Consider the following 14,759-nt stretch of genomic DNA (forward strand, 5'->3'; position numbering starts at 1 on the left):
TGCATTGCTGTGGTTGATCCTCGGAGACGGCTTACCGGTCACGCCTTTTTGGGGATCTTCAGTTCATAACTTTCCGCGGAGTACCGATATCTGCCATAGCCATAACTGCGGCGTCCCGATCTCAGCTTCATTCCGTTGACGACGACGCCGTGCACGGACAGACCGATGCGCTCGAGTCTGCGCATCGACTCGCGCAGTTCGCCAACGCCGGTCACGCCTTGTTGCGCCACGAGGAAAGTCGTGGCCGCGAGACTGGCGAGTTGCAATGCCGCGTCGGTCGGAAGGATGGGCGCCGCATCGAGGAGCACGACGTCATAACCGGCGCCGAGACGTTCGATGACGGAATGAGCCTTCGGACGCGCAAACAGATCGCTGGGGCTCGGAAACTGCGTTCCCGACGAGACGAAATCGACACCCGCGCATACGTCGAGGTGAATGACGTTTTGCGGCTGGCAAGAGCCGTACAGCAGATCGGACAAGCCGAGCCCCGACTTGATCGCGAAATGCCGATGCAGGTCGCCTCGGTGCAGGTCAGCGTCGACGAGCAGAACACGCTTACCCGCCGCGCCAAGGATCGCCGCGAGGTTGACGGTAATGAACGACTTGCCGATTCCAGGCGTAGGCCCGGTGATAAGAACCACGCGATTTCGCGCATTGGTCAGCGCGTGATCCACCGCGGTACGGAATCCGCGAATACTTTCGATGGCCGGATCGATGACCGACGATGTCGCAAGCAGGCCGCCCTTCGACCGCGGCGCGCGTATTGTCTTCGTCAGGCGGGCTTCGTGAGGGCTATAAGGGACCGTCGCGTACACTGGAAGGCCGATGTTCTCCTCGATCTCCGAAGGCTCGTTGACTGCATCGAAAAGCTTTTTGCGCGTCAACGCAATGGCAACGCCGGACAATATTCCAAAGAACAATGCTATGACCATCACGAACCAGGGCTTTGGCCAGAACGGCTGATCCGGTACTACGGCAGAATCCACGAGCCGAGCATTGCCGAGTTTGCCAGCCTTGACCACGCGAAGCTGCTCATAGGTATTCAGCAACGACGTGTACAAGGTGCTATTCACCTGCACATCGCGTTGCAAAGGCAACATGTCCTGCTCTATCGGCGGCAGCTTGCGCGACTGGTTAGCCAGCGAATCCAGTTCCTTCTGCGCCACGCGTAACTGCGAGTCGACTGCGCGCACGGCCGGATGATCGGCCGTATAAAGTGCGAGCAGGTCGTTGCGCTTCTGTTCCAGATCGACGCGCGCCTTTTGAACTTCGACGGTGCGCTTCAACAGGCTCGCCGCCTCGTCGCCGAGATTCACCGTGCCGTGGCTTGCGCGGAATTGATTGAAGCGCGCTTCGGACTCCTCGACCCGTTGCTTCAAATCCGGCAGTTGCGTTTCGAGAAACTGGATCGAGCGTGCGGCCTCACCCGATTTGCGCTCGATCTCGCGTTCGACATAAGCGCTCGCGACCGCGTTGAGAATGGCCGCGGCCCGGATCGGGTCGGCGTCGTCGAGCGATGCCTTGATGATGTTCGAGTCTTTTCCTCTATCGCTGATGGATAGCTTCTTGCGCAACGACTCGACCGCCGCCACGGGCGAATTGCGGGTGAGATCGAAGGTTGCCCCGGGGTTCGCGTCCATGACATCGACGCGCAACAGAATCGGCCCCAGAGGCGTCGGCGCCTCCGTCGTTTGTCCGATCACCCCTTGAAATCGAAGATCGCGATAAGAGGCCTCGTAGCGTCGGGCATCGAGCTTCTTCAGCTTGAACTTCCGCCCATAGAACTGCGACGGAGTCTCGAATTCGCCGACCTCGATGCGTTCCGCGCCCCAGACATAGCCGCGTGGGCCCGGCGCGGAGACCGTGTCGCTCCAGTTCGCAATCGGCCGCCCGATCAGCGGAAAGTATCTTGGTGTCGCCACGACCGCGAGATTGAGTTTGTCCACCGCCTGTGCAACGACGAGCCGCGAGCCGAGCACCTCCATCTCTCCCGGAGAATCCGACTTGCTGTCGAACATCGACGAGACATCGCTCAATATGTTCTTGGGGCCGCTCGTGCTATCCGTCTTTTGAAGTTGAAAGAGGATGTCCGCCCGATAAACCGGTGTCGCGAGAAACAGGTACGCCGCCGCGATAAGCAGCGCAACCCCCGTCACGATGGCGATCAGCTTCTTGCTGTCGTATATCGCGTCGAGATGAAGCCCTATATGCGAGGATTGCTTTCCTCCCGCGCCGGACATTCCGATGACATCGATATCCTTTCTCATGCTTTCCCCATCGCATGCAAATTTGTCGGACCACCCGCCGCCTGAACCGAGCATGAGACCAAAGGCGTTTCGATTTCTTATGACACGTCGACGTCATGAATTGTCGATCGCTCAACGAGGCTCCAACGTCATCTCGCCGAGGCGGCTGTCCGATGGATCGTAGAAGACCCGAACCGCTCGCGCACCCGCAACGCTTTCAAGGTCTCTCGAAGCATTGAACTGCGCCCAGCATGCATCGACGTACGACCGAAATTCGTCTTTGAATCGGGCAGCAGAAAACTTTTCAGCGTGAGCACGGCACACCGCCGGCGATATGCCGCCGGGCAGCTCCTCGAAACGCGTGACTGCATCTATGATGGATTCGACTGTCTGCTGTCCGAACCAGATACCTGTGCGCCGGCGCTCGTCGCCAGTATCCACGACCGTTTCCCGCGATCCGCCCTTCCCGTACGCGATCACAGGCGTTCCGCAAGCCTGCGCTTCGACCGGCGCGATGCCAAAGTCCTCCTCGGCTGCGAACACGAAGGCGCGCGCGCGTTGCATGTATCGTTTCAACTCCGAAAGTGGCTGATAGCCGAGAATCTCGACATTAGATCCGGCAAGTTTCTTGATCTTGTTCATTTCCGGCCCGTCGCCGATCACCACCAGCCGCTTGTCCGACATCGCGGAGAATGCTGCGACCACCAGATCGACGCGCTTGTACGGCACAAGCCTCGAAGCAACGAGATAGAAATCGTCCTTCTGCGTACATAGCTCGAACGTGCGAACATCGACGGGAGGATAGATAACAATGGCATCCCGCCCATAGACTTTCTTGATGCGCCTGCTGATGAACCCCGAGTTGGCGACGAAGTGGTCCACGCCAGCCGCAGTCCGATAGTCCCAGATTCGCAACTTGTGCAACATCCATCGCGCCAGCATGCTTTTCAGACCCTTCGTCAGACCCGATTCACGAAGGTATTGGTGCTGCAGGTCCCATGCATAACGCATCGGCGAATGCACATAGCTGATATGGAGTTGGTCCGGTCCGGTCAGCACGCCCTTGCTAACGGCGTGCGCACTCGATATCACGATGTCGTATTCCGAGAGGTCCCATTGCTCGACCGCCATGGGCATCAACGGAAGATAACGTCGATACGAATCCCCGGACCCCGGCAGCCTTTGAATGAAAGAGGTAGTGACTTTTCGGCCACGGAGAAACTCGGAGCGTTCGACAGTATCGGGCTTCGCGACGATAAAGAACACGTCGGCTTGCGGAAATATATCCAGCATCTGCCTGACGACCTGCTCCGCGCCCGCGACAACGGCGAACCACTCGTGGACAATCGCTACTTTTCTAATGTTCATAGCTTCAATCCGGTTTAATAACATCTTCGACCAACATTGAGGAGCCTTGCACTACTCAGTCGATTCGCGCTTATAAGCTCTCCACCTCGGAGTCGACGAAGATCTTCCCGAAGCTTGATGTTCAATCAGCGTTTCTACCAACCCGAGATCATCGAATGCACGATCGCGTTCGAACCTTGCCGTCCATTCGTATTCCTAATTGCATAGCTGTGATTGCGCAGGCCCCTGTGACAGATGTCTCTATCCCGGGACAGCCGGCTTCGATAGCATGATCCGAACGACTTCGATAAGCGCGCTCGCGCTTATGTGTGTAAGTGAGATCTGGACAATTTCACGCTTAGCAGCGTTACGTCAGCGGCATTCGCTATGCATCTTTCTCATAGCATACGTTATGGACGAAAATTTTCTCGCCAACTCCTTGGCTAATCCTGCCAATCATAACGATCCGGGATCAGACGACCGTTCGTGATGGATCGTTTCCAATGCTTTCGCCCGATGAATCGCATCCGCGGTAAGAGGATGGCGAACAATGGCCGCTTACCGCGGATTGGAGGACTCGAGATGATGTCAGAATTGCGGTGAGTACCCCGAGAGATTGCGAGCGTGGCGGACGTATCGAAGGAAGACAGGGATTCCCGTCAATTGTGCCGCGAACCACGGCAATGTAGCGTCGTCGTCGATGACTATGGTTTTGAGGCGAAACGGATCGCTGCGGCTGTCGTTCCAACCGAGATCGCATGTACGCGCTGTTTTATAACCTGCGGCTTTCACGAATCGGACTTCGCGGTCGCCGTAATTACCGTTGGGATATGCAAAATGCTCGCATTCGATGCCGAGCATGGATTCGATTTCGGCTTTGCAAACGGATATTTCCTGCTCGCATTCCTGTTCGTCGCAACGAGTCAGGATCGGGTGAAAACGTGTATGTGCCTGGAAATCCACGAACGGCCGCATCTCCTCGAGCTGTTTGGCACTCAAGCCAGTTGCGTCCTCTTCGAGATAGTTATCGACGTGATATTGCTCGAGTTCGGCCAGGCGCTCCCGGTTACTCAGGCGCTTGAGTCGCTCGATTCCAGCCTTTTTCGCGGCGGGCAGCAGCCACCAGTGCACCGCCGGACGGCCAACGAACTGACTGCAGAGGAAAATCGTCGGTCGAACCTTGTGTTTGACGAATACCGGCAGCAAGTCCGCGTTGCCCGCTACGCCGTCGTCGAATGTGATGGCAGCTCTCGGACGTCCGTTTCCTTCCGAAGCCACCTCGCTGAGCGGGATAACATCGCAAAGCGTTTTCAGATGCGTCAGATGCTCATCCAGTGTCTCGGGCTTCGGATCGTGATACAGCAGGACCGCAACACGGTCACGCCATAAGAGGCGGCGCGACGCCACGTCGATGCCGAAAGTCGTGATGCCTCGTGCCAGTACATTTTGCAGGACTGCCTTCGCGACCATGTGTGCCCTCACCCATTCTCGAAGGTTGGCGCTCGCTTACGCTCTACTCCCGCGTTCGCGCACGGAATTCAGCGGGCGACATGGAGAACTGCTTTCTGAACAACTTCGATAGCCGCTCTCCGCTGCTCAGGCCCGTGCGCCGCGCGATCTTATCGATGGGAAGCTCGCTATTCGTCAGCAAATCGCAACTCAGCTTCATGCGCGCGTTCAACAAGTATTGCGACGGCGTAAGCCCCATTTCGCGTTTGAAATGGCGTGAGAAGTTCCGGCCACTCATTGCTGCGGTATGAGCGGCGTCCACCACCGAGACGGGTTTGCCGCAATTTTCTTCCAGCCAACGCGCCGATTCCTGAGCCTTCTCGGCCGCGCTCGGCGTGGTCAATTCGCTCAACATGATAGACATGTGTTGATTGTCGAGCAGACGCTCGACAATCAACGACGCAATGTCATAGCCAAGATCCCGCTTTATCAGGTCGAGCGCATAAGTCAATGCATGGCTGCGTTCATCGCGAGGCCGAACCGGGTAGTCGTGCGCGAACGCATCGCGCCCTTGTGACGCGCAGGTGTGGCACGGCAGCCCCGCAGCCGCCAGAAGAGCATGGCCGCTGCCCAGACCATTGATGGCTGCGTGCAATGAAGGCACGGTCTTCAGCAGTTCAATGAGTCGATCATCCCCCAAAGCGTCTCTCACCCCGCTTCCACCCGCGATATACAACACATCGCCGGCGCCGAAGCGCTGTTCATCCAGGCACCCCGTGCCGACGCAGATGGACGAAGAACTCGTCACCATCCCTCCGTCAATCGACAGGAGAGAAATGTTATATGCGAGATGATCTCCTCTCGTGGACCGCTGCAATTCGTTCGATATCTTCAGGGTTTCTATCAGGGTGCCCACTCCCATGATAGAGAATCCATCATATAGAACGATGCCTACGTGCCTGATGACGGGCCGGCCAGGCATGCCGAATCTGCCGCTCAGGCTTGCATCGCGAAGCGCGATAGTGCGTGACATAGCCGTATGTTCCTCTTGGATTCTTGTTCGCAGATTTGCATCCGCTGCACTCTGCCGCGGGCGCTCTGGCGCATTGAAGGAAGAGGCCACTGCTCGAAGCGTCGCTACCGGACCGATAACCTGTCGGCAAGGAACGGTCCGATACTGCGCGCTCATATTTCGCGTATCCGTGGGGAAACGCACATTTCGGGCAACGTGCACGCCTGCGGATAAGTAATGTTTGCAGGCTATCCGCGAATGCGAATATTCCGTATGACGTATCAAATCGGTTTAAGCTGGAATCGGATGCCTGTCAGAATGGTTATTTCGCGATCTTCCATTTCCGCAATACGTGACGAAGCGGATTGACGACGCAATAATGCTGTAATGCGGGCAAGGGATCGTCCCATCGAAAGTATCCGTCTATCAGTACGCTGCCTAGCGTGCGGAAATGTCTCGGGACGCGATCGATGAACGTCGCTCGCCATGCCATGTTCGCGCCGTGGCGCGCTTCGCTCATCGGCGACAATCCCAATTCATGCCGATAAGCCGCTGCGGGAATATTTATGCCGCACAACGTGGCGATCTCCTCTTGCCAGTCCGTTCTTCCGACGGTGGGCTCGATCATCGTGAATCTCTTATGTCTGTCGTCCCACTTGTATTCCATGCTTCCCATACCATCGAGACCGGCGCACTCGGCGAATCGCAAGGTCATCGGCTCGAGCACATCGCGCGCTTCGTCGGCCGCTACGCAAATCGCAGTGCTCCCGACGTGCCGCGGAAAGCTGAGCAGCTTGCGCCCCGTAAAGGCAGCTACTCTGCAGCCCTCCGAACCACGGTAGAACAGCGTGAAGTAGATGTTCGAGTCCGCCCCTTCGATCCACTCCTGCGCGACGATTCCTATTCCGGCATTCAACATCGAGATCGCATGCATGCGCGCCTCATGCAAAGACTCGGCCTTCACAACGCGTATCGCATTGCCTCTCAGAACCTGACGCTTGTCGTCCGGTTTGATGATGCACGGAAAGCTCATCGTCTCGAGCTTGTCCACGTCCTGCTCAGTTTCGAGAATGATGGAGCAAGGGACCGGGAAGCCGTGCTTCCAAGCGAACTCATGAAAGCTGCCTTTATCGCTCGCAGTATCGATGCACTGCTTGCTCGGTAACCGAAAAATGAACCAATCAGCGAGGTCATTGCGATTCTCGGATACCGAACGGACGCACTCCTCATCGGTGAGAAAGAGGACCGGTCGCTGCGAAAAAGTCCTTCCTAGCTTTATCATGTCCGCGGTAAAGTCCTCGCCGATGTACTCCCTCACCAGGCGCGGCGATGCATGACGCGACCACAACGCTGCTCCTGTGAATCGCGTACCCACTACGGTGACGGGAATGCCAGCACGCGCCAATGACCGTACGACACCAAGTCCATTGAGCGTTCCTCCGAGTACCACTGCCTCGGCGGCCTGGCCGATAGTCGCCTTGTTTGCCATGAATTCACCTCGTATCTGGTTATTCTTTGCGCTCCGCTATGAGAGCAACGCCTCGAAGTCGCCCGCTTACCCACGAGTCGCTCGTGTAATAGAAATCGTTTTGTCGCGACTCTGATGTTATCGATCGAATGTAACCGGAAGTCACACCGGGCACATTTGTTCGGTATGCTAATCGAATAGGCGTGCCGACGATTCGCTTGAAGATTTTTCGTAAGGGAAAGCCTAGGTCAAAACAATGGCATTCGCCAGATCAAAAACGACGAATGTGGCGTAGCGCACGTAACTCCACAGCGCACGCCGATGCCTTTTTTCCGGGCTCATTGGCACAGCGAACGCCGACTATTCGGCATTGCGGTTCTGGATGCGAAACTCTGAAGGTGACATCGAGAATTCCTTCCGAAAGAGCTTCGATAGCCGCTCCCCGTTGCTAAGACCTGTCCTGCGTGCAATCTTGTCGACCGGAAGATCGGTGCTCTTCAACAGTTTGCACGTGAGCTCCAGCCGCGCACGCAGCAGATATTGCAGAGGCGTCACGCCGATTTCCCGTTTGAAAAGCCGCAGGAAGTTGCGTTCGCTCATCGCGGACATTCGCGCAGCGTCGACGATCGATATCGGCTTGGCACAATTCTGCGTGATCCAGCGCGCCGACGCGCACACCTTTTCTCGCAACGTCGTGGCTTGCAGTTCTTCCATTTCACCGTTAGGCGAGATGTCGGTGCCCACACCAAGACGCTGCGCTACGCGTACTGCAATTTCGGGCCCCAAATCCTTTTTCAAGAGCGCGAGTGAGCTCATCAATGCCTGATCGCTATCGTGCTTCATCGTCTGCGCTTCGCGCTGCTGCACTCCCGCAGCGGACAGCAGGATGTGACCATTTCCGATCGCCGCAATGCTGACACTTTTATCACGGAGCTTGCGCAGTAATCCCACGAAGGCGTCGTCGGCCAGGGCGCGCGCGACGCCGTTTCCACCGGCGACGAAAAGCATGTCGATATAATCGAACTGGTCCTCGCCGCCCGATTCGGTCCACACTGATATCGACGATGAGCAGGAAACCGTACCGCCGCCCGCCGATATGAGGATCACGCGATAAGTGAACGCATGTTTCGAACCTTCGGCTTGCAACTCGTTCGCGGTGTGAAGGGCTTCCGCCAGGGTGCCGGCCGCAAGCAATGAGAATCCGTCGTATAAAACGATTCCGACGCGCTTGATGGTTGCCGAAGGCTGTCGAGAAGGAACGTCGCGGCTGGTGCTGGCTGCATTCTTGAGGGCAGGACGTAGCGTCGACATGACGTAGCCTCCAGTTTCACTTATTGATTCTTCGGATAGAACGCGGATAGCTTTCTCAACGCAGTCAGGAAGAGTTGGTCTCAACCGGCAGATTAAAGGTTAGGAAACTTTTAGAGATAGGTCACCCTATGGATGTCTGCATAACTTCCGACCTATCTTATCTTCGGATCAAATACGCAGTTCATACCCCTTCAGCCAGATAACTTTTGTTATCCATTGAATAAAAGCAAGCGAAGGTTATCACCGGGAAGATGTCAAATCGAGCGTCAGATAACCTGTCACCGTTTGCGAGGTTATCCCTTTGATTCTGATAATTTCTCCCGAGAACGATGCGTAACGGGCCGTGCTCGCGCCAGCGCCGGAGCCCGCACCCGAGCCATTGCGCGAGATGATTGCCGCGCCCGCTTGCCGGGTCATCTCGTAGGCATTGCCCGGCGCACCTGTCGACGAAACCTGCAACGTCATGCGTGCATGCGTCAGCGGACCGCCCAAGGCCGTCAACGTCGAAAGATCGAGGCTCGCGGCGCTTACACCCGAGAAGGAGATCAACAATCGCTGGCCGCGGTATTGCGGATATCCATTCGCGGTGGCATGAACGCCCCCATTCTCCTGCCAGGTGTCGGAGAAAGCATTGTCATGGACGATAGCCGCGACACCTGACTTGTAGGGATCGTGTTCGAACGCAAAGGCGCCGCAATTGTGACAGGCGTTTCCTGCGATCGTCGGGTTCGTCTTGATGGGTGCGTCGGTGTAATAGCGCAGCGCGTAGCCCTTGCTCTTCGTGACATCGTAGTTAAAGGTGTTGTTGAGGAATGCGCCGCCATCCGGATTTTTCCACTCCCCTTCATAAGCCTCGGACCCGGGCCGGCCATGAAAATGGTTCTCGCTGAGCAGGGCGCCCGACGCGCGTTGAAACGTGAAGAGCCTGTCATCGCTCGTGAACTCGTTGTGCGAGATTTCGATGCCCGTTTTTACGCCTGCGCCCTGATCGTTCGCCCACAGCGCGGTGCGGCCGGTTGCATGAACCGTGTTATTGCTGAATACGATGCCCGTCTGGCCGTCGGTCGAACTCGCCAGCATGATGCCGCCCGCCTCCGTGCTCGTCGGCGCAGATGTCTGTGCCGCGCCCGCGCGATAAGCGGGCGAGCGATATGCAACGTTGTTCACGAACACGATGTTCCTCGGAATCCGTCCAGATCCCGTGCCGTTTGCGAAGTAGCTCAGTTCCCCGAATTTCGCGTTTCGCACGGTGTTCCCGATCAGAATGACGTCCACACCGCCTTCTGCGTCCAGGCCTACATCGCCGCAATCCGAGATCATATTGCCGTAGACGAGCAAATCCTCGCTATCGGCCTCGAAGAATCCGCCCTCAGCCGCCGTTTCGATCACATTGTCGGCATATTGGCCGTGCGTAACCTGCCAGATTTCCATGCCATGCATCGTGTTGAAGATGTGATTGTTATAGACATACTGATAGCTCGAACCTGATTGAAGAATGCCCTGCGCGCTGCTCCCGCAATTCCTGATCGCGTTGCCGCCGATAAAGTTATTCGAAGAGTACCAGACACCAATTCCGCAGCCACGGAAACCAGCCGCGTCGATCTGCAGGTTGAAAACGCCCGCGTTGTCGCCGTTTATCAGCATGATTTGATATTGATCCTGGGCGCCCCACGCCGCGTAGAGCGCGACATTCGCGCTCAGTCGAACGATCGTTTCGCCGGGGCCGTCGCCCGTGACGAACGTGTTGGCCGGCACGAGCAGATATGACGAGATCTTGTAGATGCCAGCCTTCAGGCGGACATTCCCGCCTGTGGCGAAGCATCTGTTGAGCGCTTTCGTCGCGTCGGTCCTGCCCGTGTTATCGGCTGCGAATTCGGCGTGGCAATCGACGTTCGAGCGGAATCGCCGGGCGACCTTCTGAGCGATCGCATTCGCCGCCGCCGATCGATAGCCGGCTGTGCCCGCCTCCGAAGACGACGAAACGCCTTTGGTCGCGCCAATGCCGGGCGTGGCGGTGTCCCGCGCGAAAGCGACATTGCCATACGCGAGCGCTGCGATCAGGAACCAGTGCCATAACCTTTTCATAGCTGCATAGACCTGGATGCGGCGAGACGCACATCAGACCAGCGGGCGGGGTCGTTCGGTATATAAGTCGCCGCGAAACCCTTCGAGCCCTTCGTGATCTTGCAGCTTGTCGAGCATGAAAAGGGAGACGAACAACATCAGCATGAAATTGATCGGGAACACGGTCAGAAACGGCAAGTTCAGCGATGCGCCCACGACATATAGCGAAAACAACAGTACGGACAAGCTGACACGCTTGACCCTCTGGCTATGCGCCTCGTTGAACGTGATGTAGAGTTTCCACATGAACGCCGTCAGCATCGACAAGAGCGCGCCCGACCAGATCAGGCCATAGTTGTTCAACGCAGTCACCCACCAGGATTCCGATATCAAGTATTCGTCTCCGCCCAGAATCCATACCGAGAAGTCAGCGAGCTTATCCAGATTAAACGACTCGAAATGGGCATCGGAACTCGCCTGCTTCGATGTGAAGACGACATCCAGCAGGCCGTTCCCGCCGAGACTGAAGCCGTTGAAAAGGTAGGGCAGGAATATCGCAAGACCACCGATCAACAGAACGAATAGCGTTGCCTTGAAATGATTCGTGAGTCCCCATAGGACGATCAGAAGTACAAGGAAGCTGATGGCGGTAAGTGACTGCGAAAGGAAGATGCACAGGATCACACCGAGGATACACAGACGGTTCATCATCGTTCTCGGCAAAGAGTAGGCATATCCGAGCAGAAGAAACGATAGAGCCGCAAAACCATTCGGATCATCGAGGAAGCTGCCGAACCTGACGGCCAGCGTATCTTCGTATGCGAGGGCGGGAAGCCGGCCGGTCACATGAAACAAAATCATCTGTATCAGGTCCACGAGCAGTGAGAAGTACAGCGTGAACCTCATGAACGTATCGACTGCCGTCAGCGTGACGCTGCACACCGATAGCGAAATGAAGAAGGCAACGCCTGCGACGATTGGAAAGGTTAGATGTTTTGCATCGCCGTCGAATGCGAAATGAACGATTGGCCACGCTACCAGCATGAGATAGAGCGTGATGAAGCCCAACCTGCGTCGTGGAACATATAGACCGCCCGCTACAAATGCCATCACCGCGCACGCAACCACCAGAATCAGGTATTTCGCCGCCTGCAACAGCGGCGGCGTATCCGAATAGGTCGGACTGGTTTGCGCGGAGTTGATCTGCAACGGATAACGATAAGACGAGTACAACAGTGCAACGATCACCGTTGCCCAGAAGATGGATTGCGCTAGTTTCGATCTGGCCATGGCTAGCTGCCTTACTCCGATTGTCGTCTGAACATTGCGTCGAGACGCGTCACTGCACGATGTCCGTCTCGCGCCGCCGATAACTCTGGTTCGAATAGCGGTAACGTCCGTAGTCGTAGCTGTAGCGGCCCGGCCGCAGGCGTTGCCCGTTGAAGATGACACCGCGAACTGCAAGTCCAAGCTTCGCGAATCGGCGTATCGACTCGCGCAGTTCGCCGAGCCCGGTCACGCCTTGTCGAGCGACGAGTAGCGTCGTCCCCGACAAGCAAGCCAATTGTGACGCATCGGGCGCGGACAACACGGGCGGCGCATCCAGAAGAACGACGTCATATGCCATAGCCAGATCGATTGCGATCGATTGCAAGTCGGGACGCGAGAGCGCATCGCCCGGATTCGGAATCAGGCTTCCGACCGGAACGAAGTCGACGCCCGCCAGCGCGGTGGACCGGATCACCTCGTCGCTGCTTGACGTCCTTAGTATCAGGTCGGATAGCCCCGGTCCACGGTCGCCGCCCATATGACAATGCAGCGTGCCGCGTCGCATATCGGCGTCGACGAGCAGCACGCGCTTGCCCGACGCGCCGATTACCGCAGCGAGGTTCAGCGCGATGAACGACTTGCCAACGCCCGGCGTAGGACCCGTGATGAGCACGATGCGGTTGCGCGCCTTCTGCATCGCGAACTCCAACGCCGCGCGCAGGCCGCGCAAGTTCTCTATCGCATGATCGGCCTTCGACTCGTTCGCCAGTGGCACGCCCTTCATTCCAGAGCGACGCCGCATGCGATCGAGTTTTTCTTGTCGACGGCTATAGGCGACGCTTGCAAGAACAGCGACTCCGGTGCGCTGCTCGACTTCGTGCGGATCGTCGATCGCATCGAATACGAGCACGCGCGCCAATGATGTGAGAACACCGAGGAACAGGCCGAGCACCAACGAAGCCGCAATGATGCGCGCCGGCTTTGGCCGAATACGCTCTTCGGGTATCGCCGGGATATCGATGAGATGGACATTGCCCGCCTTTCCCGCCTTGACCAGCTTGAGTTGCTCGGACGTGTTCAGCAATGTGGTGTAAAGCCCGGCGCCCACGGTGACGTCGCGCTGAAGGCGAAGAACATCCTGCTCCAGCGGAGGCAGCATGCGTGTCGCGCGGCCGACGTCCTCCGCCTGACGCTGCGCAATCTGTATCTGCGCATCGACGCCACGTATGGACGGATGATCGCTGTTGAAGCGGGCGAGCAGTTCGCCGCGTCTCTTTTCGAGCTCCATCAGCCTCGTCTGCGCCTCGACGGAACGCTGCAGCAGATTCCTCGCTTCCTCACCGAGGTCGACGGTCGCGTGAGTCGCACGATAATCATTCAAGCGTGTTTCCGAGCTATTCAGGCTTTGCTTCACATCCGGCAACTGCGCTTGCAGAAACTCGAGCGAGCGTTGCGCTTCCTCGGCCTTGCGTCGCACATTCTGACGGACATACTCGGCTCCGATCGCGCCTAATACCTCGCTGATCTTTAGCGGATCGGTACCGATCAAGGCAACGCTGATGACGTTCGAATCCTTGCCCGTCTCTTCGATCGTGAGCTCCCTGCGCAGCTTTTCCGTCGTGACGACAGGCGACAGGCGACGCAGCGTGAACGTCGCGCCATCCATTGCATCGATGCTGTCGACGAGCAGCGTGACCGATCCGCCAATGGTCGTCGCCTGCAATACTTCGCCGATGGTTCCGCGCAGCGCAATGTCACGATATCGCAGCTCATAGGACTGGCCCGGTCCTCGGGTCAGCACGAACGGACGGCCGAATAACTGTCGCGGCACGTCGAACTGCGAGACCTCGATCCGCTCCTTGCTCCAGACATAGCCTAATGGGCCCGGACTGGTCAGCGAATCCGAATGTTCCGCGAGCCAGCGTCCGATAACCGGAAAATAGCGCGGCGTGGCCTCGATGAACAGATGCAGCTTGTCGACCACCTGGCTCACAACCGAGCGCGAGCCGATAACCTGAGTCTCGCCCGAGGTTGCGGTCTTGACGTCGAACATCGATGACACGTCGCCCAATGCGTTCTTTGATGTCGCCGGCGCGTCGGCGCTTTGTTCGACCTGCACGAGCATGTCGGCGCGATAGATCGGCTGCGCGAGAAACGCGTATAAGACGCCGAGTGCAAGTACCGCCGCCGTTATGACCGCGACGAGTTTGCGGTTGTCGTAGATAGTGTCGAGATAATTCGCGAACCGCGCCGGCGGATCTTCGTCGGAATAGCCTTTTTCGAACGATGTACTGTCGCGGTTCATGTTCGCGCTCCAATGGCCGGCGAGTACCTTCATAGAAAACCGCTGTCGTTTCGGATTCGCCTACATCGAGCGCGGCATTTGTCCAATACATCGCATGAAAGACGGAGTTGCAATAAGCGTGTTTTCATCCGATCTATTGCACACGACGCTGCAGACGATTCAATGCAGGCACGCTGCGGACTACAGATTAACAGTGCAAAATTGCGCTCGTGTCGCGAGTTTTCCAACGCGTGCTTGCGAGAGCGCATATATCAACGAGCGATGTTTTCTTGCGGATTCTTATCAGGC

8 protein-coding genes and 1 pseudogene are annotated in these 14,759 nt (G+C 57.2%); all 9 read right to left on the minus strand.

Annotation, left to right across the window (positions count from 1 at the left end):
• Positions 1–38: 38 nt before the first annotated feature.
• Positions 39–2,267: a GNVR domain-containing protein gene (locus AWB77_RS30235; RefSeq protein WP_063936584.1), complete on the minus strand. Its 2,229-nt coding sequence runs from the start codon at positions 2,265–2,267 to the stop codon at positions 39–41.
• A 231-nt stretch (positions 2,268–2,498) separates the two neighbouring features.
• Positions 2,499–3,602, minus strand: a pseudogene (locus AWB77_RS30240) (glycosyltransferase family 4 protein); the annotation flags it as partial.
• Positions 3,603–4,181: 579 nt separating this feature from the next.
• Complete coding sequence (locus AWB77_RS30245; protein ID WP_061138164.1) at positions 4,182–5,063, minus strand: polysaccharide deacetylase family protein; 882 nt, start codon at positions 5,061–5,063, stop codon at positions 4,182–4,184.
• 43 nt (positions 5,064–5,106) lie between these two features.
• The gene (locus AWB77_RS30250) at positions 5,107–5,964 is read right to left on the minus strand and encodes a GlxA family transcriptional regulator (RefSeq protein ID WP_244158705.1); all 858 of its coding nucleotides are present in this window, start codon (positions 5,962–5,964) and stop codon (positions 5,107–5,109) included.
• A gap of 412 nt (positions 5,965–6,376) precedes the next feature.
• Positions 6,377–7,543, minus strand: coding sequence for a carboxylate--amine ligase (locus AWB77_RS30255; protein ID WP_244158706.1), 1,167 nt, complete (start codon positions 7,541–7,543; stop codon positions 6,377–6,379).
• Positions 7,544–7,882: 339 nt separating this feature from the next.
• Complete coding sequence (locus AWB77_RS30260; protein ID WP_061138166.1) at positions 7,883–8,833, minus strand: GlxA family transcriptional regulator; 951 nt, start codon at positions 8,831–8,833, stop codon at positions 7,883–7,885.
• Between the two features lie 240 nt (positions 8,834–9,073).
• Positions 9,074–10,588, minus strand: a complete 1,515-nt coding sequence (locus tag AWB77_RS30265) for a right-handed parallel beta-helix repeat-containing protein (RefSeq protein WP_341845018.1) — start codon at positions 10,586–10,588, stop codon at positions 9,074–9,076.
• Positions 10,589–10,951: 363 nt separating this feature from the next.
• The gene (locus AWB77_RS30270; protein WP_157694946.1) at positions 10,952–12,187 is read right to left on the minus strand and encodes a hypothetical protein; all 1,236 of its coding nucleotides are present in this window, start codon (positions 12,185–12,187) and stop codon (positions 10,952–10,954) included.
• A 49-nt stretch (positions 12,188–12,236) separates the two neighbouring features.
• The gene (locus AWB77_RS30275; protein ID WP_061138219.1) at positions 12,237–14,471 is read right to left on the minus strand and encodes a GNVR domain-containing protein; all 2,235 of its coding nucleotides are present in this window, start codon (positions 14,469–14,471) and stop codon (positions 12,237–12,239) included.
• Positions 14,472–14,759: the final 288 nt, after the last annotated feature.

This window comes from Caballeronia fortuita, from assembly GCF_001544835.2.
GTDB lineage: Bacteria > Pseudomonadota > Gammaproteobacteria > Burkholderiales > Burkholderiaceae > Caballeronia > Caballeronia fortuita.